This is a genomic window from Pumilibacter muris (assembly GCF_943193045.1).
GTDB classification, from domain to species: domain Bacteria; phylum Bacillota; class Clostridia; order Christensenellales; family Pumilibacteraceae; genus Pumilibacter; species Pumilibacter muris.
Window position 1 is genome coordinate 380,800 of record NZ_CALPCN010000002.1, and the last position, 26,730, is coordinate 407,529.

At 48.0% G+C, this 26,730-nt stretch carries 24 protein-coding genes and 1 tRNA gene; 3 read left to right on the top strand and 22 right to left on the bottom strand.

Features of this window, described 5'->3' with window-relative positions; genetic code table 11:
* Positions 1–9: 9 nt before the first annotated feature.
* The 13 genes from NFR62_RS04330 to NFR62_RS04390 all read right to left on the bottom strand — a co-directional run bounded on the left by NFR62_RS04330 (position 10) and on the right by NFR62_RS04390 (position 17,382).
* A complete protein-coding gene (locus NFR62_RS04330) occupies positions 10–2,451 on the bottom strand; it encodes an SNF2-related protein (RefSeq protein ID WP_251614794.1) in 2,442 nt (813 codons plus the stop codon).
* Entirely contained in the window at positions 2,435–6,160 is a 3,726-nt protein-coding gene (locus tag NFR62_RS04335; RefSeq protein ID WP_251614796.1) for a leucine-rich repeat domain-containing protein, read from the bottom strand. Before NFR62_RS04335 ends, NFR62_RS04330 begins: the two co-directional genes overlap by 17 nt.
* Before the next feature lie 13 nt (positions 6,161–6,173).
* Positions 6,174–7,274, bottom strand: a complete 1,101-nt coding sequence (locus tag NFR62_RS04340; RefSeq protein ID WP_251614798.1) for an AAA family ATPase — start codon at positions 7,272–7,274, stop codon at positions 6,174–6,176.
* Between the two features lie 151 nt (positions 7,275–7,425).
* Entirely contained in the window at positions 7,426–8,010 is a 585-nt protein-coding gene (locus NFR62_RS04345) for a hypothetical protein (protein WP_251614799.1), read from the bottom strand.
* A 17-nt stretch (positions 8,011–8,027) separates the two neighbouring features.
* On the bottom strand, positions 8,028–9,065 hold the full coding sequence (locus NFR62_RS04350) for a hypothetical protein (RefSeq protein WP_251614801.1): 1,038 nt from the start codon (positions 9,063–9,065) through the stop codon (positions 8,028–8,030).
* Positions 9,066–9,067: 2 nt separating this feature from the next.
* The gene (locus NFR62_RS04355) at positions 9,068–9,820 is read right to left on the bottom strand and encodes an SPFH domain-containing protein (RefSeq protein WP_251614803.1); all 753 of its coding nucleotides are present in this window, start codon (positions 9,818–9,820) and stop codon (positions 9,068–9,070) included.
* A 17-nt stretch (positions 9,821–9,837) separates the two neighbouring features.
* Positions 9,838–11,016: a tetratricopeptide repeat-containing serine protease family protein gene (locus NFR62_RS04360; protein ID WP_251614805.1), complete on the bottom strand. Its 1,179-nt coding sequence runs from the start codon at positions 11,014–11,016 to the stop codon at positions 9,838–9,840.
* Positions 11,017–11,104: 88 nt separating this feature from the next.
* Entirely contained in the window at positions 11,105–11,683 is a 579-nt protein-coding gene (locus NFR62_RS04365) for a hypothetical protein (protein WP_251614807.1), read from the bottom strand.
* 22 nt (positions 11,684–11,705) lie between these two features.
* Complete coding sequence (locus tag NFR62_RS04370) at positions 11,706–13,619, bottom strand: DNA translocase FtsK (protein ID WP_251614809.1); 1,914 nt, start codon at positions 13,617–13,619, stop codon at positions 11,706–11,708.
* A gap of 169 nt (positions 13,620–13,788) precedes the next feature.
* A complete protein-coding gene (locus tag NFR62_RS04375) occupies positions 13,789–14,262 on the bottom strand; it encodes a type III secretion system chaperone family protein (RefSeq protein WP_251614814.1) in 474 nt (157 codons plus the stop codon).
* A gap of 18 nt (positions 14,263–14,280) precedes the next feature.
* Positions 14,281–14,748 carry a hypothetical protein gene (locus NFR62_RS04380; RefSeq protein ID WP_251614819.1) on the bottom strand — a complete coding sequence of 156 codons (468 nt, stop codon included), beginning with the start codon at positions 14,746–14,748 and terminating at the stop codon, positions 14,281–14,283.
* Positions 14,749–15,064: 316 nt separating this feature from the next.
* On the bottom strand, positions 15,065–16,684 hold the full coding sequence (locus NFR62_RS04385; protein ID WP_251614822.1) for a sensor histidine kinase: 1,620 nt from the start codon (positions 16,682–16,684) through the stop codon (positions 15,065–15,067).
* A gap of 38 nt (positions 16,685–16,722) precedes the next feature.
* A complete protein-coding gene (locus tag NFR62_RS04390) occupies positions 16,723–17,382 on the bottom strand; it encodes a response regulator transcription factor (RefSeq protein WP_251614825.1) in 660 nt (219 codons plus the stop codon).
* 298 nt (positions 17,383–17,680) lie between these two features.
* Between NFR62_RS04390 and NFR62_RS04395 the strand changes: the two genes are divergently transcribed.
* Positions 17,681–18,592, top strand: coding sequence for a hypothetical protein (locus NFR62_RS04395; protein ID WP_251614828.1), 912 nt, complete (start codon positions 17,681–17,683; stop codon positions 18,590–18,592).
* 86 nt (positions 18,593–18,678) lie between these two features.
* Here the strand turns inward: NFR62_RS04395 and NFR62_RS04400 are convergent, their stop codons facing one another.
* Positions 18,679–20,058, bottom strand: a complete 1,380-nt coding sequence (locus NFR62_RS04400; RefSeq protein WP_251614831.1) for a cation:proton antiporter — start codon at positions 20,056–20,058, stop codon at positions 18,679–18,681.
* Between the two features lie 136 nt (positions 20,059–20,194).
* The gene (locus NFR62_RS04405; protein ID WP_251614834.1) at positions 20,195–20,518 is read right to left on the bottom strand and encodes a helix-turn-helix domain-containing protein; all 324 of its coding nucleotides are present in this window, start codon (positions 20,516–20,518) and stop codon (positions 20,195–20,197) included.
* A 126-nt stretch (positions 20,519–20,644) separates the two neighbouring features.
* On the opposite strand from NFR62_RS04405, the gene NFR62_RS04410 reads away from it, so the two are divergent.
* Positions 20,645–21,163, top strand: coding sequence for a hypothetical protein (locus NFR62_RS04410; protein WP_251614838.1), 519 nt, complete (start codon positions 20,645–20,647; stop codon positions 21,161–21,163).
* A gap of 55 nt (positions 21,164–21,218) precedes the next feature.
* On the top strand, positions 21,219–22,595 hold the full coding sequence (locus tag NFR62_RS04415; RefSeq protein WP_251614841.1) for a methyltransferase RsmF C-terminal domain-like protein: 1,377 nt from the start codon (positions 21,219–21,221) through the stop codon (positions 22,593–22,595).
* 9 nt (positions 22,596–22,604) lie between these two features.
* Here the strand turns inward: NFR62_RS04415 and NFR62_RS04420 are convergent, their stop codons facing one another.
* The 7 genes from NFR62_RS04420 to NFR62_RS04450 form a co-directional block, all read right to left on the bottom strand.
* The gene (locus NFR62_RS04420) at positions 22,605–22,814 is read right to left on the bottom strand and encodes a helix-turn-helix domain-containing protein (protein WP_251614843.1); all 210 of its coding nucleotides are present in this window, start codon (positions 22,812–22,814) and stop codon (positions 22,605–22,607) included.
* A gap of 18 nt (positions 22,815–22,832) precedes the next feature.
* Positions 22,833–23,474 carry a hypothetical protein gene (locus NFR62_RS04425; protein ID WP_251614845.1) on the bottom strand — a complete coding sequence of 214 codons (642 nt, stop codon included), beginning with the start codon at positions 23,472–23,474 and terminating at the stop codon, positions 22,833–22,835.
* Positions 23,475–23,599: 125 nt separating this feature from the next.
* Positions 23,600–24,400 (bottom strand): hypothetical protein, encoded by an 801-nt coding sequence (locus tag NFR62_RS04430; RefSeq protein WP_251614847.1) that lies wholly within the window; start codon positions 24,398–24,400, stop codon positions 23,600–23,602.
* 182 nt (positions 24,401–24,582) lie between these two features.
* Positions 24,583–25,032: a GNAT family N-acetyltransferase gene (locus NFR62_RS04435; protein ID WP_251614849.1), complete on the bottom strand. Its 450-nt coding sequence runs from the start codon at positions 25,030–25,032 to the stop codon at positions 24,583–24,585.
* A gap of 56 nt (positions 25,033–25,088) precedes the next feature.
* Positions 25,089–25,835, bottom strand: coding sequence for a leucine-rich repeat domain-containing protein (locus NFR62_RS04440; RefSeq protein ID WP_251614851.1), 747 nt, complete (start codon positions 25,833–25,835; stop codon positions 25,089–25,091).
* 192 nt (positions 25,836–26,027) lie between these two features.
* On the bottom strand, positions 26,028–26,441 hold the full coding sequence (locus NFR62_RS04445) for a DUF3788 domain-containing protein (protein WP_251614853.1): 414 nt from the start codon (positions 26,439–26,441) through the stop codon (positions 26,028–26,030).
* A 73-nt stretch (positions 26,442–26,514) separates the two neighbouring features.
* Positions 26,515–26,603: transfer RNA gene (locus tag NFR62_RS04450), tRNA-Ser, on the bottom strand.
* Between the last annotated feature and the right edge of the window lie 127 nt (positions 26,604–26,730).

A 26,730-nucleotide genomic window follows, 5' to 3' on the forward strand; every position in this document is an offset into this window, starting at 1 on the left:
ATTCTTCTCCTAAATAATATCGTCTTCTACCGCCGACGAAACAAAGAGTTCTTGTTCGCCGAAATCTTTAACGAGGTTTTTAAAGTTCTCGTAGCTGTCTTTAACGTGCTTGCGGAAGTTCGCCCACGGCTCGTAGTCGTCGAACACGCCCGTAACATATCCCGTGTCGTACTGCTCCCAAAGATATTCCACTATTTGCGGAAACCCGATTTCAAGCTTTTCGCCGTCGGCTGTGTGCTTGTTGCCTATTCTGCGCGTAAGCTCGTTGTGAATCGAGGGGTTTTCTTCCAAAAAGCTCGCAACCGCGCCGCCTATAATAAACGTATTGTCGCCGTCCCAATCGGAGAAAAGGTGCATGTCGTCGTTATAGAACTTGTATAGGCTGTATTCGAGCGTGTCGGCGCCTGTGAAAACGTATATGTGCATTTTGTTCTTTTGGCTGATACGCGAAATACGCCCAACTATTTGCTCCACAAGGTTAGGGTCGTGCGAAAGGTTTGTGATTATAAGGTTTGAGCAAAACTGCATGTTAAAGCCCTTTTCCTCGCCGTTTACCGCGAAATAAACCGCGTTTTTGTGCGGGTCTTTGGGGTCGTCTATTTCTCGTCCGCTCTTGTCTTTTATTTTTTTGCCGCGAAACTTTAAATAGTTTTGGTTGTTTACGTCGCCTTCGCCGTTTAAAACCCGCCCTTTATGAACACTCTCCACCAAACGGATAAACGTGTTTCTTTCAACGCCCGCGTCGGAGAACACAAGAACTTTTTTATCGGGCAACAGTTCGTTGACTAAGCGGTCGAACTCAACGTATTTGCTCGCGTCGCGCAGTTCCTCTTGGTCGTAATATTCGAGCGAGTTCTCGACGCCCGCCGTAAGTCCCATTTCAAGACGCGCTTTTCTTTGCCTGCGCTCGTAAAGAGCGTCCTCGTAAGCTTCTTCTTCGGTTGCGCGTTCGCCTTTGTAGCGTATAAGATGCCCGCGCTTAGGCGGAATAACGTAGTTGATGCAGTTAAATCTGAGCGCGTCCGCTTCTACGCCCTTATCGGAAGAAATGCTTTCAAGAAGCCGCTCGGCGAATTTCGCGTCTTTTCTGCGAATAAGTTCTTCCTCTTTTTCGCGCTCGGCGGCGTCGGTGGCGGTAACCGTGAGTTTAACGGGCGCCATATCGGGCTGGTCAATTATAATGTTTTTAATATACTGCTTCCAGTGAGCGCCCTCGCGCCTACTTAGGAAGTTCGCCATACTGTTCTCTATGCGCTCGCGCGTTCTCGGGTCTTGCTCGCCCTCGCAAAGCCCGTCGATTACCGCCACACGCACGCGCTCGTCAAAGTCGCGCGCGGCGAAGTTATCGAAGTTTACGCTTAGCACTTCTTTAATGCTGAGCGGCAAAAGCGACTCGTGCACAACCTTGCTCGTAAGACGGTTACGGGTGAAAAGTTGGTCTATTAAACCCGAGAGCTGTTTCAATTCCTCGTCGCGGAAATCGTTTAAGCGCGGTTTTCCGAAACAGTAGTTTTTAATGAAGTCGTCCATGTCGCGGAACTGCTCGGGACGCACTATTCTCATAAGCCTGTATACGTCGGCGAGCTGACGGCGAATTGGAGTGGCAGACATAAGAATTTTATAAGGAATAGACGAGTTTTGCCCCAAATGCTCCACAACGGTATAAATTTGAAGCGTCTTATTCGGGTCGGTTGAAAGTAATGCGTCCGCTTCGTCTACCACAAGCATGTTTATAACGGGCATTTCTCGACTGAACGCGTCGAACGCCGCAAGATAGTTTTCGTCTATTTCGTCGCCGAGTTTTCCGAGAAGCTCTTCGTTTCGTTTTAAAGCAAGTTGGCGGTCGTAAAAATCTTCACTCTTGTCAACCTCGAACATTTGGTCGGCAAGCCAGTCTTTTTCTTTGGCAATGTTTTCGCGTATGCGCTCTTTTAAACTCTTTATTTGCGCCAAAATTACGTCGAACGTCATGATATACATCGTAACGCCGCCGTCTTTCTCCTCTTCGAACTTTTTCATTTCGTCGAACGAGCGGACTATATGCCCGTTGAAATGCGAAGAGAATTTGTCTTTTATTTCCTGCGCCCACTGAAAGTCGAGTTTTTTGGGGCAAAGCAAAAGAGCGTTGTTAATAGCGCCGCGCTCGGCATATTCGGCAACCGTCATGCAAACTTCAACCGTTTTTCCGAGACCAACTTGGTCGCCGAAAATACCTTTGCCGCGAAAACGCGCAAGCATTGTGCGCACAGCCTTTTGTTGGTATTCAAACGGTCTGAACGCGGGATAGTGCGGTATTCTCAAATCGCTGAAATCGTCTATTTGGCGAACTCTTCTCGCCGCCTCGAAAAGCCTGTGATAGCGGTTGTAGCTCTTGGGCGTGGCGTCAACTTTTAAGCCGCCGGGCACGCTCTTTTCGCTGACAACGCATTTAATGTCAAATTCTTCCGGCATAAATTCCTCCGTTTGCTATGTCTACCAAAAGCGCCCTCCCTTTGTAAATAGAGCGCAGGCGCAAATTCGCGGTTTCGCCCGTCATGGGGTTAATGTAAGGCATTCCGCCTATAACTGCAAGTTCCAAATATTTGTCGCCGAGCGGCGCTAAAAATTTAAAGCTCCAATCTTTTTCGAGCGACTCCGCCTTTGCCGTTACCACCGATTTTGTTTCGCCGCCGTAAAAATTGCCGTCGTAGAAAATAGGTTGAGTTTGCATGAAATCAACCACACTGCGCGACATGGGCTTTACAAACGCGGTTTTTCCGTCGTATGCGCAAAGTAAAATGTTCGAGTCGTTGCGCTCTATCCAATACGCGACACCGTTGTAGCTCACTATGCGGTTGCGAAGTATTTTACCCGTGCCCTGCGAATAGGTAACTCCTTTAAGGGTGTGCACCGCGCCGCCTACGAGTTCGGGAGTAAGCGAATAAAGATAGCGCTCGCCCGCAACAATGAACTTTCCGTCGAGTCCGCACGGCACCGAAGTAATTTTCTCGTCGAGCGCGCGTTTGCCTATTATTTTACCTCGCCGCAAATCCACCGATATAACGGTTGAACCGCTTATGCAAAGCAGATAGTCGCCCATAAGGCACATGGGGCGAGTAAGCGGGTCGCCTATGCGAACCGCAAAATCGCTTTTGCCTTGCGGACTCACATATTCGAGCGAGCACCTGTCGCGCTCGGTGGGCTGAATAAGATATTCGTTCCAAAGCGCTCCCGTGCCGCTTGCGGGGAAAGCGAGTTGAACGCGAACGGGAGTAATCTGCCGCCCCTCGAAAGCGTCGGCAAGCGAGGCTACGAATAGCGCGTTGCCCGCAGTGTAAAGCGCTCTGCCGTTTTTCACGAGTATGCCGCTCGTAACTTTGCCCGCAGTGTCGAAAAGTTTTTGATACCTTACTTTTTTGTCGCCGAGAATTTCGCCGTCAGCCGCCATGTTATTGTCGCAGCCGCCGTAAAGCGATTCCCAACGCTCTTTATTGTTGTTTTCTATTTTTCCGCGCGACACTTCGCCGTCGCCGAAAAAGCCCTCGCCCGTAAGCGCTGTTCTGTTTTGGGGGACGTAGCCCGAAAGCGTTATACCCTCGCAACCGTAAAACGCGCAATTACAAAATTCGTCGGCGCCGCCGAGTTTTATTTCGGTTATTCCTTTCGGTTTATAAAACGCCTTTTCGCCTATAACCGAAACTCCCGATTTAATTTCGGCAACCGTGTTGCCCGGTTGCATAGACGGAACGAACGCAACAAGTCTCCCGCCGAAATACACCCCGCCGCCGCTCGTTTCTAGCTTGCCCGAAGAATAAACGTTTTTAAGTTTGTCGCAACCGCAAAACGGATTCACGCCAACGTCGGTTACGCTCTGAGGAAGCGAAATTCGCTCTATATCGGAAAACGCGAACGCGCAGTCTCCTATGCTCGTTATACCGCCGTCCACAATTATGGATTTGCAATCGCTGCCGCGAAATGCGTTGGCACCTATTCTGTATGCGCCGCCGCTTACGAACACTCTTTCGGTGCCGGAGCCGACATAACGCACAATGTTGCCGTTTTCCATAATGAAATCGTCTTTGCGGAAAACATGCCCGTCCTTTTTCTTAGTGTCGCTTTGTCGACGGCGAACGCGTTCGATTGTGTCTACGAACGCAGTGTCGCCCCTGTCGTATGCGGTGCGGTAAGCGTTCGAATAATAGTTGCTTGCACCCTCGCCGTCGATAGGAGTTTCGCACTCTTCAAGCTGTTTATCGGAGCGGCATTTGAGCTCCGCTTTAAGCGCGCCCCAATATGCTTTATAGCAAGTTTTGTCGCGCGATATGGCGTCCATAAAATAGGCGGAAGCAAAATCGAAGTTCCCGCTTTTAAGAGCGAGCTCGCCCACCTTGCACATATCGTCGAGCGCAAAAACCGTGCCGCCGCATAGTTCGGGCATTTGTCCGAGCGTCAAAACCTCGTCGATTGCCGAAGCGTATTTATCGAACCCTTCCGCCGAAGCTTTTTTCATAAATTGCGAAAACGCGTTTTTAAGCACGCTGCCCGCGTTTCCTTTTTGAGCCGCAACATAGCAAGCAAAACTGTCGCCGAGACGGGGGTAGTCTATTTTAAAAATCTCGTCAACGCTCTTAATCTTGTTGTTGCAACATATCTTACGAGCGTAAAGCGAACTTTCGCTCGGGAAATAGTCTAAGATACCTTCAAGCATGTCGTCCGCTCTGCCGTATTCGCCGAGCGAAAGAGCGTAGTCTATTGCGTTGCAAGTGTTTTTGAGAATAAATTCGGGCGAAGTCCCGTTCATACGCTCCAACACTTTTCTTTGAAGCGAAAACCATTCGGCGGGCGCGATACTTCCTTTCGCCGCGTTAAGCCGAACCAAAATTTCGTCGGCGTAGCCGTCGGCGGAATCGTAGGTAAAAGCGGCGTCGAGCGCGCGAGTTGCAAGAGTAGGTTTTTTGCGGTCTATAAGCCGCATAGCCGCGCCGGTAAGTGCTTTAACATAAGGGCTCGCCTCTTCGGGAGTGGCGCACAAATACAAAGCTTTATCGCACAAGCCGAGAGCGGAATCGGTGAAAGCCGATTCGTCGGCGTTGTTTATATATTCCGAAAGATTGCGAGTTTTGGCTTGCGCCAAATACGAGTACCAAAACAGCTTGCCGCTTTGGCATCCGTTCTTTTGCATTTTTTCGGCTTGACGCAAAGCGTCGTCGAACGCGCCGTTATCGAGGCTGCGTTTTATTCTGTCGAGGTCGGCAGCTTCGTTCTTTATTTCGGCAACTTGCGTGCGTATTCTCTCTTTGGCGGGGGCAACCGCAACCCGCTCTCGCGATTCTCTACTAAGCTGCGCTCCCGTGCCGCCCTGTTTTTTAAGCACGCTGTTCAATCTGCGCACTTCGGCGGCTATATTGAGCTCTTGCACAATTTCCACCACGTCGCGTATGCCGCCCACAAGAAGGTCGGGCACCTCTAAGGGGCAAACGATTTTCATAGGCTTTTTGCCTACGCCCGTCTTGTGCATGCGCGCGTTTTCAAGCAGCGCGTAGCGGCGGGCTATTCCGCTCGACGAGAGTTTATCAACAAAGTCGAGCGACGACGCGAAAGCGTAAGCCGCTTCAGCGCAACGCAAAACGGCAATTTCCACGTCGGAAACGTCGGTAAGACGCAAAACACGCACCCCGCGCTCGGCAAGAACGCTCACAAACTCGCCGCATTTTTCGGAAGAGGCGCCGTCGGATATAACAATAACGTCGTATTCGTTTTTCGGTTGCAACGTAGCGGCGCGCGCCGCCTCGATTTTGTCGAGCTTTTGCAAAAGCGCTCTGTCGGACGCGCATTTTTGCCGCAAATATTTAAAGCCGTCGTCCGATTCGAAAGATTCGGGACGGAATGAATACACTACGGGCGATATCGAATTTTTTTGCTTGTTCTCTTCTATTTTATTTTTTGCGAGAAATTCCCCGTAACGCGCTTCGGCGGCAACGTCGGCAACACCCGTCATGCTTTGGAAAAACGACAGCGCGCCCACGAAATTATACGATTCGAGCTTTGTGTAGCCTTCGCTGAGTTTTCCGCTCGATATATCGAACGGTTGCAAGCAGTAGGCGCATACGCACCCGCCGTCGTCGGTGTTATTCAGTTGTGTGCCTCCGCAAAACGGACAGGCTTTCGAAATATATTCCATTGTTACCTCAGTCTCACAATTTGCCCGCTTTCATCTTTTTGATTCTGTCTACGAATATGTCGGTTAAGGGGTCTTCGAGCACAAGTTGTCCCGCCTTTCTCGGCGCAAGTATTTTGCGTTTAAAATCAAGGCAAGAGTTTGTTATGCCTCTGCCGCTGAGTCCGTCGCTCACTTCCGCCAAAACGTCTAAATCGAGTTCGTTCAGTTCTTGAAGCCCGCGCAATTTGAGTGCGAAAAGCTGCTTGCGGTCGTTCTTGGTGGGCATGGGTATGTTTATGCAATCGCCGAAGCGGTCTAATATGCCCGGGTCGATTAAATTTTTAAGGTTGGTTGCCGCGATAATAACTATGTTCTTATTGTCGGTGTTAAAGCCTTGCAGTTGCCTGAGAAGCTCGGGCACAGATTCTTCCGAAGTTTTGCTGTCGCCGCCGCGCGCGCGCGCTATTTCTTCGAACTCGTCGAAAAAAGCTATAACCGCCGTGTTTTTTTGGTGAACGTATCGGCGAATTTCACTGAACGTTCTTTTAATGTTTTTAGCGGTGTTGCCTATAAGCGGGTCAACAAGCGACGTGCTGTTCACCTCCACAAACGGAAGCCCCACCTCGCAAGCCACAGCCTGCGCGAAAGTTGTTTTGCCGTTGCCCGGAGGACCTTCGAGCAAAATGTTGCCGCCCGCTTGCAATCCGTAAGCGGCGTAAGCTTCGGGATTTTTTAGCGGCTCGATTAGCAAACTGTGAATGGCAATTTTGGCTTCGTCAAGCCCTATAATGTCGTTTAGCGTAATTTTATTGTTAGGTTGCGAAAAAATCAGGTCGTATTCCTCGCTCGTATCGTCTATCGACCTAATTTGAGTTTTGTTCGAATCGGATTCGCCGTTGCGCACCGCTTTGGTGTTTTGAGAAAGACTTTCGGCGGCTTCGATTAACTTTTTCACAGTACGGTAGCGGGCTTTTTTCATTTCGCCCTCGCTTACCTGCGCAAGGTCTCTGAGAGTTTCGGCGGCAAGAAGGAAAAATTTGCGCGCTTTGTCGTTTTCGCCCGCGTCTTTCGCCGCCATAGCTCTCTTGTAGTAGTCCATGTAGGTATCGTAAAGTAACCCTTGATTATTCGCCATTACTGTTCGTCTCCCGTCGTCTCTTTTTTCCGACACAACCGCAACGGGGGTTTTGCCTCCGCTGCGGTTATGACTTTTCATATTTTTTTGTGTTTAACGGTTGTTTTCGGATATTACTCCTTTTTTTCAAGTCCTTAACCGCGCCGAGCGACTACCCGTTTATTCCGCTCTTGTTTTTTGCGGCTTCAAGTTGCTTCTCGATTTCGATTTCTTCGGCGTCGAGCTCGTTTGCAAGCTCGCGCTCTATCATCTGACCGATTTCGTCGTTGGTAGATATTCCCTCGAAATCCATATTACCCATGCTTTCGCTCATAGCCGTCATGAAGTCGTCCATCATCATGGTTTGCTCGTTCATTTTGTTCATATTGTTATTGAACTCTTTGGCGGCTTTCTGCATTTCTTTAAAGTTGGGCACTTCGCCCATAACCGCGCAAAGCGATTTCATACTCGAAAAGAACTCGCCGAGCATGCCTTGCACGTCGCGCGTGTCCATAACTATGCCCATAGTAAGCGACATTTGCTCGGCTTGCTTTTGCTGCTGCATAATCATGCGGAGCGCGTTCACAGCCATATTGTAGCTCATTTTGTCGCCGCGAGCCTTAGCCGTTTTCGCCTTTGAGAGCAAATCCCTGCGCTTGCCTTCCGCTCTGCGCACGAACGCTTCAAGATTTTCAACCGTTTTTTCAACCTGCTCGCGGGGGTCCACGTCGGGCTGCTTCTTCTTTTTTCCGAACATTTTTATCTTTTCTCCCCTCAGTCAAGCGCAATATCGTCTAACGAAGGAATGTCCGACTCCGCGCCTAACGCGGCTCCGCCGGCAATATCGTCGAGACTCGCCGCCTGTTCGCTCATTATAACGTCGTCTAATGTCGCGCCGCGCCCCGCCGTTTCGCTGTTGCGGTTAAGCACGCTATCCATAGCGCTCGTTGCCGCGCCGTAAGCGTCTTCCGCTCTTTCGGTGCGTTGTTGCATCTTTTTGAGCCCTTTCGCAACGTTTGCGCTGAGGTCGGCAAGTTGCTCTATGTCAACGTTGTCGATAGCTCCGATTTCCGCTTGGTCTTTAAGCTGTTTTAAAAGAGTGTCTACTTTATTAACGTTGCTTTGCGCATTCTTAACGTTTATAAGCGACACATCGAGCGACTTCTTTTTGTTGAGAAGCGTTTGATATTCTTTATTCATGCGGTCGCGGGCAACTTGGTCGGTAGCCTGCTTATATTTAGCCGCAAGCTTTTTGATTTCCGCGTTAAGAGTGTCAAGCTCGCTTTGCTTGCTCATTTCAAGAGTTTGCAGTTGATAGCTCTTAACAAGCTGTTCTAAAAGCTTGGAATTTTCCACATAGCGCGACGCTTCTTCCATTGCCGACGCATAGCGGTCTTCATACGCGAGTTTAAGCTCTTTTTTGGAGCCCGCGCCTTTATTCGCTTTAAGATACGTTTTAAGTCCGCGCTTTTTGTCGGCGTCCATAGTGCAACCGCACATTTTTTTGCGAGTGGAAACTATTTGATTTATAATTTTAACCGTTGCGGCGTCCACGCCTTCGGCTTTGTTCTCGTCGAGGTTTCCGTTATATTCCAAAAGCACTTTTTTAAGAAGCCTTTCAACGTCGAGAACGGTTTGAACAACGGTGCCCGTAGGGCGTATTCCTTGAAGAGCGCTCGACATAGACGCGATTGCTTCGCGCGCTTCCGCATTATCGGCGCGGTCGTAGAGCTTATCCACAATTCTGGACATCTCGCTTAAATTTTGACGCGACTGTTCGCGCACAAATTCGGGTGAAAATGCTTTTGCCATAATTATCTGTCCTCCCTGCCGCTCACCGCGTCGAGCACGCTCTTAAGCTGTTCCGCGCGTTCGTGAGCAATATCCGTATCGAGTTTAGCCACTTTGGATTCTTTGTGTTTCTCGATAATTTCTTCCGATTCGTCTGTAAATTTGAGACCTTCTATAACCACCTTTTCAAGATGCAAGCCCATGTGCTGCAAGTCGGGCATCTGGAAAGTGATAGCGCGGCTGAGGTCGTTGATTGCCGCAGTAACTTTTGTGTAGTCGCCTATTTTATTTAACTCTTTGGAGAGTATGGGCGCAACTTTCGCTATAATTTCTTTTTGAATGAACGATTCGATTTCTTCCGCTTCCACCATGTTGTCTTCGGTGTATTCGCTCGGCATTTTCGACCAAAGCTTGCTCGCGTCGTGAATAACGACGTCGCAATGCCCGTAGGCGCTTATCGAAAGCGCTATGCCGCCGAGTTTGCGGTCTTCGTAAGTTACGGGAGTTTTTCCCACTCCCCACTTAACCGAAGCGGGTTTTTCTCGGTTAAACACTATAAAGCTGAAATTCGCTTTTTTATACTGTTTTGAAAGTCTGCCGCCTTGATTGAGAAGTTCGTTTTGCCCGTCGCGGAATTCGCCCACATTAACGCCGCCCGCAAAGCACAGCGCCACGCAACCGTCGTCAACGCGCACAACCGTGTCTTTTTCGAGCTTTTTGATTTCCTGTTTCCAAACCATTGCGCCGTTGCGCTTTTCGATTCTTAAATCCACCATTTTATATTTCTCCTTCCTTAAATTTTTCTTATTATATCCGTCACGGTGTCGCTAATCACGGCAAAGCTCATATCGCCGAGCTTTTCGCCGCCCGCGCTCACCGTGTAAGTCATTAGTCCCACAACGTTGCCCGCAGAGTCGAACAGCGGTCCGCCGCTGTTTCCGTGATTGATTGTCATATCAGTTCTAAGCACCATGCGCCCCATGTTGTCGCGCTCCGCCGCGCGAGACACAATGCCTTTCGAAACGTTGAGCCCCATATTGTTGGGGTTGCCTATCGTGAACACGTCTTCGCCCGCTTTAACGGTGAGAGCCGAACGCATCAAAAGCCGTTCGCCGTACACAAGCGGAGGTTTTTCGCCCGTGAAAGCAAGCACGGCAACGTCCTCATGCGGCACATACGCCACCGTCCGAACGGGGTATCTGTGCGGCGCGTCGCCCACCTGAATGCTTATGTTTTCATACGGATAGCCGTTTCCGCTAAGTATAACGTGCGAGTTGGTTACAACGTAGTCGCCCACCACAATGGCGCCGCTTCCCGCGCTGCCCGTGCAATTCGACCTGCTCGACGCGTGAACCTCCACAACGTTTGTGTACAGTTTATCCACAAGTTGAACGAAATCGCCGCTAAGCCCCGTGCCGCCGAGTTTTTCGGATTTAAGGCAACCGCCGTCTACCACAATCCCGTAACGAACTTTTAACGTGTTTATACACTTTTCGTCGCTTTTGTCGGCTCCGAGAAGATAATAGAATTTTGCCTGTTCGTCGTCTTGCTCGGTGCCTCGCCCCTCGCGCGCGCACTCCCCAAGATTGAAAAGCGCTTTGTTTTCGCCGCGCGACGCCGCCGAATAAAAGAGGTCGTGCGCAAGCTTATAGTCCTGTTCCACTCCCACGCCAGAATAGTACGCAATTCCTAATTTATAAGCGTCTTTGGGCGGAAAATTGTCTATGCCCGAACGCACCATATCGGTAAGCGGGTCGGTTTTTTTCGGCTTGGCTTTTTCGGATTTAACCGTTATTTCGCCGCTTGCAAGCGATATGCTTATAACGGGTTCCGTTTTCTTTTTCGAATCGCCGAACGCGTTTTCGTCCGCCTCGCCAACAATAAGGTCGCGCTCCGTCAGCTCCGCGTTGCAACCCGCGCAAACACCGGGTTTTGCGGGAGTCATGCAATACGGACACAATTTCGTCAACATTAAAAAATCCTCCTCTTTCGATTTTTTTAATAACTGCGGCTCAATGGCTTACGTCTAAAAAAATCGAGCGCTAAGTTTTTCTTTATTTTCAGGTGTTGTTCGCCTTTCTCAAAAGTTTGTCGATTTCGGCGTCCATAGCCGAAACGTCGGCGTTGTCGGCGCCCACCTCGCGGTCAATAAGCGCGTCGAGCTCGCTTTCGAGCCCCGTTCCGCTCGCAACCGAACCGAACATCATTTCGGATTCGTCCATAAAGCCTTCGAGGTTGTCTTGCATCTGCTCGCTTTGAGCCATAGCCGAACGCATGTTCTTTTTGGCGCGCGTTATGTTTATTTTTCCGTTAAGGGTGGTAATCTGCTTGCCGAGCGTATCCATGCCCTGCACGAAATCGCGCGTAACCTCGCTCGCGTCTTTCGTTTGTTGGTTAAGTTCTATGTTCAACAAGAGCTGTTCGGCAACCTGTTGCTGGCGCACCGCCATAGCAAGCCCGCTCCGAGCAAGTTTGTATTGCGAGTCTATTCCCTGTTGTTTGGCGCGTTTCGCCTCTTCTATATACCGCTTTTTCGCTTCTTCGAGCTTGTTTATGTACGTTCTTATATGGTTTAACGCCTTGCGGACAAGCGATTTTTCTTCCCAACGCTTTTCTTCGGCGCTCTTAAAAAGTCCCATTTTTTTACTTCTCCCGTTATGATTATATTTTCGTGGAATGAGTTATAACCCAATCCGCGACGCGCCTAAGCTCTTCGGTTGAAACGAACGGTGCCTGCATTCTTTTAAGCCCGCCGCCGCTCGGCTCGTTATACAGCATGTCGCCGTTGCCGAGAAGCGATTCGGCGCCCGCTTGACCCGCGAGCGTTGTGCGGCTATCCTCTTTGCGCGCAACCTTAAACGCGATTTGCACGGGAAAATTGTTTTTAATCGTTCCCGAAATTACGTCGGTGCTCGGGCGCTGAGTGGCAAGCACTAAATGAATGCCGCTCGCGCGCGCCTTTTGGCTGAGCTTGCGTATAACCGCGTCGAACTCCTTAGAGAGCGGACTTGTGGATATATCGGCGTATTCGTCTACGAACACCGCAATAAACGGGAGCTTTTCGCTCGGCCCGCACTTGTCGTTGTATTCGCCTATGTTGCGGCAACCCATTTGCACCAAAAGGTCGTACCGCCGCTCCATTTCGTCGCAAACAATATTAAACAGTTCGAGCGCGTCCTCGTCGTTATCCACAACCTTATCGGTGAGCAAATACGGCGTTCCGTTATAAACCGCCATTTCAACGCGCTTAAAATCGATTATCGCAAGTTTTAAACGCGACGGAGTGTATTTATACATTAAAGAAGTTATAACCGAATGCAGAAAACAGCTTTTTCCGCTGCCCGTGCTTCCCGCTATCATCATGTGCGGAGCTTTCGCAAGGTCTTTAATAACGGGCGAACGGTCTATATTCACAGCCAAACAGTAATTAACGTCGCCGTGCGATTCAACGAACGAATCGGAACCCACCATTTCTTTTAAGCCGATTACGTCGCGGCGCACGTTGGGCACCTCTATGCCGAACGCGTTTTTGCCGGGTATGGGCACCTCGAAACGCGCTTGCTTGCCGAGCCTCATGGCAATGTCGGAAACAAGCGGGTCGATTTTTTGCACCGACATCCCGACCGGCATAGCCATTTCGAGCCGAGAGAAAGCGGGACCCACAACGCGGTTAACAACTTTCGCGGGCACGCCGAGCTCGGCGAGAACCTTTTCCGCTTCGGCGGCGTCCTCTTCGAGTTCGCGCTCGTTCGCTTCGCGCACAGCCGCGTCAACAAGATAATCGTCTAAAAGTTCGAGCGGCGGAAATTCGAATTCGAATCTCTCGTTTAGCTTTAAATCGAGAGGCTTTTTTTCGGGCGGCAACGGTTTTTGTTGCGCGGGCGCCGCCTGACGCACCGGCGGAACGGCAGCCGCAGATTTGGGCGGAGCTACCGGCTCGGGAGTAAGTTTATATACTTTGGGGGCTTGGGCGGATACGCTCGCAACTGCGGCGGGAGCCGCCTTAGCTTCCTCTTCTTTTTCTTCCAACTCTTTTTGCTTTTTGAGCTCTTCGAGTTGAGCGCCGATTTCTTCCTCTTCGTCTACCGCCGCGCTAAGTCCCAAAAGCCCGTCTATTTCGGCGTCGGACACATTCGCCCCCGAAAGACCGGCAAAATTATCCTCCGACTCCATAAGCATATCGTCGAGCTGCTCTTGAACGCCTTCCATTCCCGCAATCGCTTTTCTCAAAACGTCGCGGGCGGATTTTATGTTGGTGCTCTTGTTTACCTTGCTCAGCTGACGGAAAATGGTTTCCATTCCCGTCAAAAATTCTTCGGTAACGGTGCCCGTGTCGCGCATCTGCGTAGTAATGTCTATGTTCAAAAGCATTTCGCGCGTGCGGTTGAGCTGAGTAAGCGTTGAAGCAAGCCCGCTGCGCGCCAAACTATACGAATGTTTATCGCCCTTTTGATATGCGGTTTTTGCGCGCTCAACGAACTTTTGCTTGTCGCTTTCAAGTTTTTCGAGGTTGTTCGAAAGCTTTGTGCGAGTGCGCTTTATTTGCATTTTCTTTTCGAATTCGTTTTTTCCCATTAGCCGTACCTTATTTTTCCTTCTGTGACGCCATTATACTGCGCGCAGTTTACCGCAGCATAAAATTCACATAAAAATCAGATTAAAATTTTTCCGATTGAGCTCGCCGCCTAAAAAATTCCGCCGACTCTTTTTTGTGCGAAAGTCGGCGGAAAACAATGTGCGGCTGTTATTTTTTGAGCGACGCCGTAAAATCTTTAACAGTAAGCAAGCCCTTGTTGATTGCATACAGCTTGTCGTTATATTCTTCGATAATCGAATACGCGGGTCCCACAAGGCTCTTGCCGTAGTCGGTGGTAAAACCTTCGAGCCCCGTTATATATTCGCTGTTTTCATAAGTGCACAAGCCTTTGTCGAAATACAGGCAGAATTTGCCGTAAGCTATTCGGCTGTTTATAGCCGCAAGCGCGGTTGCAACGTCCACGCTCCTATCCTGCTTGATTTCGAACGGCATTTGGCTGTAAGTTTCTACTCTTTGTTTTTCGGCGCTCACCGAAAACATGAGCGTTACGGGAAAATCGTCGCCCGTTATTGTTACAAACGCAACAAGCTTGTCGGGTTCGCAATCGTATTTAAGCTTCGCTTCGTCCATAAAGCCCGTAATAGCCCCGTATGCGGCTTTGGCTCTTTCCTGATTGTTCATTGTGTCTCCCTCCTATTATTAAAGCTGTTTCGAGAAATCTCTCACAGTCATAAGCCCTTTGTTTATGGCAAAAAGCTTGTCGTTGTATTTCTCGATTGCCGAGAAAGCGGATATTATAACGCGCTCGGCGTATTCGGCGTTAAAACCTTCGAGCCCCGTGTAAATTTCGTTCGATTCGAAACTGCAATAAAGGTTTTCGGTGTCTACGCAAAAAGCGCCTATGGCAAGCACTTGATTTATAAAGGTGGTTGCCATTATAAGGTCGGTAAGCTTTTCTTTTTGAGCCTCGAACGGAATTTTGCTGAACACAAAAGTGCGCTCGTGCTCTTCCTCAACCTTAAAAAGCGTGGTCATGGGGAAATCTTCGCCGGTGATTTGCAAAATTATGCTGCGTTCGCTTTCGTCGCGTTGGTACTTAAAATTTTTGCCGTCGAGAAAATCGCAGTAGCATTTGAATACGGCGTCAGCCCTTTCTCTCTTTGTCATTTCCTTTTCTCCTTTTATTTCGCGCTCCCACCGCGCAAAAATCGCGTGGGGCAAGAATTTACATTGCGTTTTATATTGCCGAAATTTTATATTTACCTATAATTTCACATGTATATAATTATACACGAAACGCCACTGTTCGTCAACGAATTTTCATTGAATTTTCACATAAATACCTTTGTATGTTTTTGGCTGCGGCGGCTTTATTTTCAACCGTTACGGGGAGTTGCAAACACCCGCTCTAAAATCGCCTTATATAGCTAAAACGGAGAAAAACCGCAACTCTTCTCCGTTTTATTCTTACGGTTGTCGCGGTTTATTTATGCTCGCGGTTTTTTCGTCCGCCCGATTTTTCTTGTTCGTTTTTGCTCTCCGGCAAATCGGCACAAACGGCTTTCAGTTCGAACCAAAACTCTGTGCCTTCGCCCAAATTGCTCGACACTCCGAATTCGGCGTTGTGCGCCGTAAGCACGCTTTTAACTATGCTAAGCCCCAGCCCGCTGCCCACAACGTTTCGCCTGTTCTGGTTGGCGCGGTAGTAGCGCTCCCAAACTTTATCGAGCTCTTCGGGCGCTATTCCCGAACCGTAATCGCGCACCGTTACGCGCACTTTTTCGCCGTTGCCTTTCGCGGTGATTTTAACGGTTTTACTCTCGCCCGTGTAGTTAAGAGCGTTGCCCACAAGATTGTATACCACCTGTTCAAGGCGGCGAATGTCGCAAATCGCAACGCAATCGCCTTCCGATTCGAAGTCGAAAACGTAGCCGTCACGCGAGGAAAACACGTCGAAACGTTCTATAACGGTTTTGGCGAGCATGCGCAAATCGACAGCGCTCATCTGCAACGTTTCCGTTCCCGATTGCAACTTGCTTAAATTCAAAATGTCGTTTACAAGTCCGGTGAGCCTGTCCGCTTCGTCTATTATAACCTGGCTGTGCTTCACGCGTTTCACTTCGTCGCCGCCCGATATGTCGCGCAACATTTCGGCGTATGCCTTTACCATTGTTAAAGGGGTGCGCAAATCGTGGCTCACGTTAGCCAAAAAGTCGCGGCGCATTTGTTCCGTTTTGCCTATTTCGGTTGTGGCATAATTCAAAGTTTCGGCAAGATTGTCTATTTCGGTGTAGCCGTTGCCTTTAAAGCGCACAGTGTAATCGCCCGCTCCGAGCTTTCGCGCAACTTTGGAAAAGTCGGTTATGGGTTTAGTTATGCGTTCGGAAATAAAGTACGACACAATTATGCTAAGCACCAAACACACAACTGTAGCTATAAGCAGTTGGTCGGCCATAACGGAAATTGTGCTTTCCATAGGAATGTACGGCGTCATCATATAAAGGTAACTGCCGCTGTCGTTAAGCCGAGCCCCGTACACAAAATAGTTATTGTTTTTATAGTTCTTAACGTAGCTTACCTTGTCTTTTCCTTTAATCCCCGAGTAAAAGTTCGACCAGTCGAAAATTATGTGCGGATTGTCTTTGGAAAGCAAATCGTCGCCCGCAAGCTCGCCCGCGTTGAACTGACTCGAAATATATTCCGCCGAAAAGCACACGTCGTCGAGCGCGCATCCGTCGGCGCCCACGTTAAACACTATTATATTCAGCCCGTTGTTAAAAGCGGTTTGCCTTAAATAATCGTCGAACCTGTTGTCGCCTTTTTCGCCGGGATACCTATCCACTATTTTTTCGCCGAGTTTTTCAACCTCTTGTTTTTTCATCGCCCTATACGACGATTTGAAAAACAGAAACTGAAAAAGCCACAACACGAAAAGAGCAAGCGCCGCCAAAAGAAAAAAGTACGTCCACGTCTGAAAACGAACGGAGCGAGACACTCGCTTTTTTTTATTTTTAATATCCACTCCCCCCCCCGAAGAAGCTTCGCACGACGCCCAACCTGCGGCGTTGTTTTGCAGCTTTGCGTTTGTTTTTTTGTTCCGCATGCGCGACTCCCCGCTATCTTTTTTACAGCAGAAAGCCGTTACAGTTCGAGCTTGTAGCCGAGCCCGCGCAACGTCACTATTTTTTCGCGGTACGGTCCGAGCGAAGCTCTCAGCATTTTTATATGCGTGTCCACAGTGCGGTCGTCGCCGTAAAAATCGTAGCCCCACACTTCGGTTAAAAGCTTTTCGCGCGGAATAGCGAGTCCCGCGTTTTCAGCCATAAAAAACAACAGTTCGTATTCTTTGGGCGTCATGTCAACTTTCACGCCGTCAACAAGCACGTTTCTGCCCGCGATATCGATAGAAAGCCCGTCCGACACTATTTTGCGGTTTTCGCGTTTGCCGCGCTTTAATACGGCGCCCACACGCGCCATAACCTCTTTGGGCGAGAAAGGCTTTGTAACGTAATCGTCGGCGCCTATCTCGAAACCGAAAAGCTTGTCGTATTCTTCGACGCGCGCCGAAAGCATAATAACGGGCACGTCTTTTTCTTTGCGTATTTCTTTCACTGCGGAAAACCCGTCGAGTTTGGGCATCATTACGTCCATAATAACAAGGTCAACTCTGTTCCCCTTAGCCATGCGAACGGCGTCCATGCCGTCGCACGCTTCAAGAACGGAATATCCCTCGAATTCGGCGTATTCGCGCAAAACGGTGCGAATGTTTTCCTCGTCGTCTGCTATAAGTATTACCGCCATGTTCCTTTTCTCCCTTTTAATAGTCTTTTGTTTATATCATTTTATCATACTATTGTTGAATAAGTATTTTGCTTTTGTGATAAAAGGGTGAAAATAGAGCGTGCCTATTACGGCAAAAGCAACGCTTTTCTCGAACTATAACGTCATTGCGAGCGCAGCGAAGCAGTCCCGAAGTATAAAAGATTGCCGCGTAAGGCTTCGCCCTCTCGCAATGACATTACGCATTTCGCTTTATTTCTTGCGCAAGAAATGTTATACTCGTTATAAACTAATATTTTCAGAGGTGACAGGCATAACAATGGACGAAAAAGAAAAGAAAGAACAATCGCACGCGGAGCGCGCGGGAATAGACTACGCGATTAAATTATCTTACGGCGCAGTAGACAAAAGCGAGCGCAAAGACAAGCGCGACCTAATTTACAGCCTTTTGTGCTTCGGTTACATGTTCGACAAAAGCTTTGTTACGTCGCCCGACCCCATCGTAAAAAAATACGATTGCCTTACCGAACCGGAACCGAAAAAATCAGACCTATACGAGCTTGCGCATATTTTGGTAAATTTGCCGAACGCAAACCTCGAACTTAAAAAATGTTGGTTTATGACTTTTGCTTACGTTTTGCTCAGCGAAGCGCCGCACAACCCCGAAATCTTCGACGAATTGCGTTCCGTTTTGCACACCGAAGAAGTGTTCGCAGCCGTGCTCGCATCGCGTTACAGCATATACGTTCCGCCCACTTTGGAAGAACTTGCGGCACAGGGCGCGCCCTCCGTTTTGCTCGACTGGGAACGTCCGTATTTGGAATATTGCGCCGAAAAAGACGAAAAAGGAGTAACGCGAGAAACCCGCGAGTGCAAACGGCTTCTTATGCTCGGCAACTTTACCGAAGCGCTATTTCGTTCCGAGCGGCTCATATCCGCTTTCCCCGACGATTTAAACGTTGCTATTTCAAACATTGCGGCAAGGGTTTCCCTTTCGGGAGCGGCAAGCGCCGATTCTCGCATATCGCTATTAAAAGAAACGCTTTCGCTTATAGACGAATATCTTCCTTACGCCGACACTCAATATTTCCGCTACTATCGCGGGCTTACGCTTTTGGGACTTATGGACACTGTGGGCGCAAGGCGCGAATTCGAAGAATGTTTGCAAAACGACCCGCATTTCGAGCTTGCCGCGCTAATGCTTAAAGGCATGGATAAATACGAAAAGTAGCCGCCGAAGCGACCACTTTATTTCAAAATATTAAACTAATAAAATCTTCTCAACCCGTTTTAAAATTTGCTAATCAGCTCGCGACATTATTCCGTTTTTTCAATCGGCAAATCGGCAATACTCGCGGAATCAAACGCGGAATCGAGCAATTCCGTCGCGGCGGCTTCGGTCGCCGCGTTTTCGTTATTTGCGGCGCCGTCTGCCGAACTTTGCAACGCAACCGAATAGTCGGCGTTTTCAATCGCCGTAATATTTCCGTCGGGCGGAACAAGCGGCAAGCCGCTTTCTTTTTTAAACATGAATTTAAGCACAATGGGCGTTACGAGCGACGAAACAATAACAAGCATAATAACGGGGGCAACGTAAATTTCGTCGAGCAAACCCGCCGCTATTCCCTTTTGCGCAACAATGAGCGCAACCTCGCCGCGCGCCATCATTCCAACGCCCACTTGAAACGATTCGCGCCAAGTGTAGCGGCACGCTTTCGCGGCGAACCCGCAGCCCAAAATCTTTCCCGCCATTCCCGCAAGCACGAACAGCGCGCAAAACAGCAGTATTTGCGGCTCAAAATCGGAAAAACTCGTTTTAATGCCTATGTTGGCAAAAAACACGGGAGCGAAAATCATGTAGGTGTTCACGTCTACCTTGCGCTCTATGTAGTCGGTTTCCTTAGTGTTGGAAAGCAATATTCCCGCAAGGTACGCGCCCGTTATATCGGCTATTCCGAAAAAGTGCTCGGCGCAAAAAGCATAAATAAAGCATACTACCAAACCGAATATGGGAACTCTGCGGCGGTGCGGATATTTTTTTTCGAGCCAACGGAACAAGTAATTCAACCCAACTCCCACGCCTATGCCTATAATAAAGAAAAGCGCGGTTTTAACAAGCACCATATACGGTTTTGTTTGACCCGGATTTTTCATGCCGATAACAAACGTAAGCACTATTATGCCGATAACGTCGTCTATAATCGCGGCAGACAGCACCACCGTGCCCACTCTGCCTTTAAGCTTGCCGAGCTCGCGCAAAGTCTCGACGGTTATAGACACGCTCGTGGCTGTTATGATTACGCCTATAAACACGCATTTAAGCACGTTGTGCGTGTCGCCGAGCCCGAAAAACGGCACCGCTATTCCAAACCCGAGCACAAGCGGAACCACAACGCCCAAAAGCGCCACAAAGCTCGCCTTAAGTCCCGAACGCTTTAATTCTTTTAAGTCGGTTTCAAGCCCCGCTCCGAACATTAGCATAATAACGCCGAGTTCGGCTAAAAACGTTAAAAACTGCGATTCTCCTACGGGAACGAACCGCCCGCCCGTGAGCGGCGACCATATTGCGGGTCCTATTAAAATGCCCGCGATTAGCGCCCCCACAACCTGAGGCAACCCCAACTTTTTCATCAGCAACCCCAACAGTTTGGTCGCCAAAAGTATGATTGCCAAATCCAACAAAAACCTGTAATCCATTTCTTTATCTCTCGAAAAAAATCCCGAAGTTATTCCGTTTTGTTTTTACGACGGGTTAAACACCTCGCCGCCGTTGCAATTATAGTCTTGTTGACGCGGTTTGTCAAGCGTTCGCACATGCCGAAAAAGCAAAAGTTTAACGCAAAATATGTTCGCCCGCCATATTGAGCAACAAATCAAAGATAGACTTGCGCATTTGCTCCGAAAGTTTACGGTAATGGGTAATTAGCTCCTCCTCGTCGTCTGTAAGACACACGATTTTTTCGTCGGTCATAAAGAATTGCGCTAATGTTATTCCCAACGCATCACACATTTTTTCAAGATTTTCAACGCTCGGCACAGTCCCGCGTGAAAACGTATTCGCAAGAGTGGATTGATTTATCCCCGATAGTTCGGAAAGTCGATATACACTCATATTGCGTTCCAACCGCAGCGCATTTAATTTTTTTATTACGTCCATATCAACCTCCCATTTCTTTACTTAGAATACTACAAAATTTAACTAACATTACACCATAATTGAGTTGACAATATAGTTAAATTATGCTATATTGTATGTAATTATTAACATTAAGGAGAAAAAGTTATGGGTAAAGGAAAACTTGTGGCGGGTATTGTGCTAACCGCATTGGCATGGGCGGCATTGATAGCGTCCATGATTTTATTGACCGTAGTAGGCACTCACGCGTCTATTATAATGATTTGCTACTTTATAGGGCTTGGTGCTTTTGTGGTTTTTGGTTTTATAGGGCACCTTCTGATAAAAAGCTACCGGAAAAACGGTGGAAAAGGCAAACTCAGTATGACGTTTTTTATATTCAGCTTTATGCCCTACTGGGTGATAAACGCCATTGTGATGATTTTCTTATACATAATAGGCTTTATCATAAAACTTATTCGCGGCGATTCTAATTTAGGTTCAGTTGGAAGTTCTTCAAACGAAAAGAGCGTAACCGTTTATACAATTAACGATGAGAGAGGCGCTCAACGCGAACTTATTGAATACGACCGCTACGGAGGGGCAAGACACTACAAAGACGACTTAGGAAACCTTTGGCTTTCTAAGGACGAGGGAAAAACATTTTATCGAAATAACAAAATATAGCGTTTGAGGCGGTCGCATTTGACCGCCCTTTCTTTTTGTGCTATACTTTGTGCGTATGAACGAAGATTTAATATTTAGCCGCAACGAAGCGGCTGTTGCGGAGCCGTTTTTGCGACGCATGAAAAATCTGCTCGGCGAAACCGACTATGAGGCGTATTTGCTTTCTTTAAAACAGCCTCACATGCGTTTAGCTCGCAAAAATCCGCTTAAATCTGTGCCCGACGAACTAATCGCCGACGAACTCGGCGGCTATCCGCTTATGCCCGAAAACGCAAAACCCGGCTTATGCCCGTTGCATGCGGCGGGAGCGTACTACGTTCAGGAGCCTGCGGCAGCGGCGGTTGCGGGGCTTTTGGCTCCGCTTTTGCCGCCCAACGCCAACGTGCTCGATATGTGCGCCGCGCCCGGCGGAAAAGTTACGGCTTCCGCGTCGGCGCGCCCCGACTGCAACTTTTTTGCAAACGAAGTCGTGTTTTCACGCGCAAAAATTTTGCTATCCAACGCCGAACGACTCGGGCTGCGGAATTGCACAATAGGTTCCATGCGTCCCGACGAAGTCGCTCGCATAGGTTCTGGCATGTTCGACGCGGTTATTGCCGACGTGCCGTGCTCGGGCGAGGGAATGCTCCGCAAAACAGAATTTCACACTTCCGACATAAGCGACGAAGCTGTGGCGGCATGCGCCGAACGAGCCGCAAAAATTCTCGACGCTTGCGACGAATGTTTAAAATTCGGCGGACTTCTTTTGTTTTCCACTTGCACGTTCAACAAAACCGAAAACGAAGAACAGGTTTTCCGCCTTATACGCGAAAAAGGTTACGAACCCGTTATGCCGCCCTCCCGTCCGACGAAAGCGCGCGCAGGTTTCGGCTTACCCGAAGCGGTTCGTTTTTTCCCGCAAGACGGCGGAGGCGAAGGGCATTTCGCATGTGTTCTTAAAAAAACAAGCGACAACGAACATATTGCGCGCAAAAAAGAAAAATCCGCCAAACGAAATTCGGCGAACGACAAACGCGTAAACTCCGTTTTAAACGAAGCCGCAAAATTTACTTCTGAAACTTTCGAACGAAACCGCATTGTGTTTGTTGGCGATGGGTGCGAATACGTTTCGCAAAATTACCCCTTTGCAAGTTTTCCCGCGCTTAGGCGAGGTATGCGCGTAGCCGACTTTGCGGGCGAGCGCGCGATTTTGCACCACCATTTTGCGACCGCCGCCCAACCCGATTTTTTAATCGACTCGCCGAACTTCCCGCCGAGAGCGCCCGAACTTGCAAGTTATCTTGCGGGCAACGAATTTTCTTGCTCTTCGCAAGACGGCTTTCGCGCAGTACGCGTTGCGGGGTTGCCGCTCGGACTTATTAAAGTTTCGAACGGCACCGCAAAAAACAGGTATCCCAAAGGGCTAAGGTTTATTGTAAATTCTCAAAAATAATCAATGTTCTTATAAATCGGCAATACCCAACAAATAATCTGTTGTAATATTGAAATACTGCGCAAGTTGAATGAGAGTGTCAAAATCACACTCTCTTTTTCCTTGCTCCAAATATGAAACAGTTCGCTCTAAAACTCCCACAGCTACCGCAAGTTCTTTTTGAGTAATATTCTTTTCACCGCGCAATTCTCTTATTCTTTTTGAAAATTGATTTATCATAATTTATAATAATAAATTCTACCTCTTGCTCATATAAAAAGACTCGAATTGCGCTTGCATGCTTTTTATATCTTTTTTCGGAAGAATTTCAACTGCAACGCGTTGGCGAACCCAAATTTCGTTCGGCGCGGGTTTCGGCTCTTGCGGCGGTAAAGCGATTTCGTCGTTACGAACCGAACATTCGGGCAACTTCGGTCTGTCCTTTTTTGCAAAACGAACTCCCGCCAAACGGTTTTGCGGCGCATAACCGCGAATTTTTCTTATAAGGCGGTAAGAAAATCCGTTTTCGAATAAATAGCGCGCAAACACAGGCTTTGCGTCCGTTCTTTCGGGGCGAGCCGCGCCCGCTTTTTCCGCCGCCGCAAAATCGAGCAACCACTCGTTAAACTGCGCGGGCGAAAGCGTGCCCGCATAAGAGTCGGCAACCGCGAACGGGTCGGGGCGGTAATCGGGAAAAGGGTCGGAAGTTTTCTTGCGAGAGGCAACCGGCTTGGGGGCGCTCGTTTTGGGCGCGGAACGCGCTTTGAACCGTTCTTCCTCGCGCTTTCGTTCCTCTTCTTTCATTTGTCCGAGCTTTTTGAATTTAAGCACGCTCACAACAACCGACACGCCTATTATAACGATTAACCCTATAACGAACGCGACGGATTCGGAACCCATTCCCACAGTTTATCCTCCAAAAAACAAAAATTGCTTCTCTTTAATATATTAAAGGGCAACTACGAAAATCCTCGCGTTGCCCAAACGTTTTCGCCTTACTTTCACGGAAACACGCCGCGCAAGATTTAAATACCTTCAGCCCAGTTAAAGTCCATTTCCAAAATGTAACCCTGTTGCGAGGTTCCGCTCGGTGTGGCTGTGTAAATTCCGAGAGAAGTTTGCCATTTGGAAATTTTGAATTCGGCGTCGTAAACAATTTCTATGTCTTGACGGTAGCAACACCCCACGCCGCCCGCAACGGTTGCGGCAATTTCGGCAAAATTACGTTGCTGAATAATTACGTTGCCCACCTTGTCGGTATGATATGTAAAGATATTTTTGTACGGAGCGGGATTTTTTCCTTCTTCTTTTTGCTGTTGGAATTTCGCGTTTTCCGCCTGCATATAATTCACGAGTTCGGGAAAAAGAATAAGATTTTTCGCAATAATTTGGCTCGACGGCGAATATTCGTTTGTTTTAACTATATTGCGGTAGTCCGTCCCTTGAAGCTTATACGACGTGGTTTGTTGGTCCTCTTTGTCGTAGTCGTAATATTTCATCACAACGGTGCAAGTGTCGTATTTGCTCAAAACTCTGTTCATCGTTTCGGCATCGGGGAAAGGCGGTTCGTTGCCCTCTTGCCCCTCAACGTCCGACGAATTGTTCTTCGCGCCAACGTTTATATTAACGTTCACGAGCTTATCCAAAACGTCGCCCGCAGAAATTTCGTTCACCGCATATTCGAGAAGCGTTTTACCGTAGTAGCTGAATTGCCCGAATTGCTTGGGCGCCGCGCTCTCTTTATCTTTGGCACAACCCGCAAACAAAAAGCCGCATTGAAGCGCCATAAGTATTCCGGCGACTATTGCAAAAATTCTTTTTTTCATCTTCGTTCTCCTTTTGTAAAAAAATTCGGTTCGCTCCCGCGAGCCACATTTACAGCTATTATACCATAAAAAAGCCCGCGACGCAAGAAAATAAAAGCACTGAACGCGAGCGCAATATTAGAATTGTATTAAACGTTTTTTCACGCCTACCGCACGGCTTTTTATTAAGCGTTTAAAGTAGTCTATTTATTTAGCTCTTTAATCATTTGTTTATACAATAGCTCGGAAAACCCGCAACGCTCGTATAATTTTAAGGCGCGCAAATTACTCGGCTCAACTTCAAGCCGCAATCTTGCCGCAACGTTTTTATACGTTTGTTCAACATACGACAAAAGCTTTTCTCCAACGCCGTTGCCGCGAAAATCGCTTCTAACGAACAAATCCTCTATTTGAACGCAAATCCCGCCTCGCTCGGTGGAATAACCTTTCGAAACCATTGTGTAACCCGCAATAACCCCATCGCATTCCGCAACGTAACCTTCCACAAACGGCATATCGCTTAAACAGTCGGCTATATCTTTTTCAAACAATTCTTTGCTCGGCTTTGCAAGCACGGCGGGCGAAGAATAAAACTCAGTCATAATTTCAATTAGCTCGTTCTTGTCTTTTTCGCAAATCGGTCTTATTGTCATTACAAATGTCCCTTTTAATATTTTTGTTCCTCTTCCCTTTTATATGTAGGCAAAGCTTACAGCAAATCGCAACCTTCAAATGCGTCGGGCGCAATGTCGGTAGCGCTTTCGGGGATATTTATTTTCGACAGACTTTCGCAATTCTCAAAAGCGGAACTATCGATTTCATAAAGACCTTCGTGCAAAACCACTTCTTCAAGCGCCTCACAATCGGCAAAAGCGCCGTAACCTATTTTTTCAACGCCTTTCGGAATTTCTATTCTTTTCAGCTCGATACACATGGCAAACGTTCCGCTTTCTATTTCCGACAGCGATTGCGGCAAAATTATTTCTTTCAGCGCGAAACATTGCGAAAAAGCGTTCGCTCCTATTGCGGTTACGTTTTGCGGAATAGTTACAGAAGTTAAACTGCAACAAGAATTAAACGCGCCGCCGCCGAGCGTTTTTAAAGCGTTGGGAAAATTTATTTTTTTAAGCGATTTGCAATCGTAAAACGCGGCGGGAGGTATTCGTTCCAAACCGTCGGGCAATTCAACTTCTTCGAGCGCCGCGCAATCGGCAAAAGCGCTTTCCCGAATAATTTTTACCGTTGCGGCTATTTTAACGTATTTCAAATTTTTGCAACCGCAAAACGCGCCCTTGCCTATAACGTTTACACCGCAAGGAACGGTAACGGAACTCATATTTTTAAATTTAAAAGCATGGGCGTATATTTCCGAAACGCCGTCCGGCAATATAACGCGTTCCGCTTCGCCGCGATATTCCATTAGCACTCCGTCCCGAATCAAAAACTCTTCTTCCATAATATTTTCTCCCGTTTGGTTATTCTTACCTTATTTTTTATACGCAAATTATATAACTTTTGCGCCGAAAAATCAAGGGAAACAAAGTACAACATGAACTTGCCGCCAAACTCTCGCATGAGGTATGTTTTGGATAGAGGCGACACGAAACGAAAATATTAGCCCTAACATATTTATAATTCTATTACGATATTACTTTCTGTTCGGCTTTCTCTTTATGCTTAACAACGCTAAAAAATCATTAAATAACGAAGTATCCGTCGGCTCAAACATAAGCCATTTTCCATCGTGGTAAGTTTGCGTCTCGTCATATATTTTTTGAACTTCTTTTGAAAAATTGTGTCTGTTTGTTTCAAACTTTATTCGTTCGTCTTTCCCCAAAATAATCATAAAACCCACGCAATTTTCTCTTGCGTATAATGCGCACAGAGTTTTGCCGCCCCTACGATATTTATATTCGTATTTCCACGTTTTGCCGCCTTTTCCCCACAAACATTCCATATCGTATTTTTCATTTATAAGAACCGACAACTTATTCCAAACGTCATATAACGAGTTCCCTATTAAATTTATCATTTCTTCTTTATCAGGCTGAATATCAAGCATATTTCACCTCCATATAATTTAATGTTTAATCATAAAATTGCGTTCAAACTATCAGTTTGAACGCAATTTACTTTGGCGGAGGCGAAGGGATTCGAACCCCTGTGCCCGTTAAGGCAAACGGTTTTCAAGACCGCCTCGTTATGACCGCTTCGATACGCCTCCGTATTTTGTTTGTTTTGTTTTCATGTTTCGCGTTTATAGGCTACGCATTTGGGTCGGCGTTCGCAACTTCGTTGCTCGGCTGAGGACCGCTTCGATACGCCTCCGTATTTTGTTTGTTTTGTTTTCA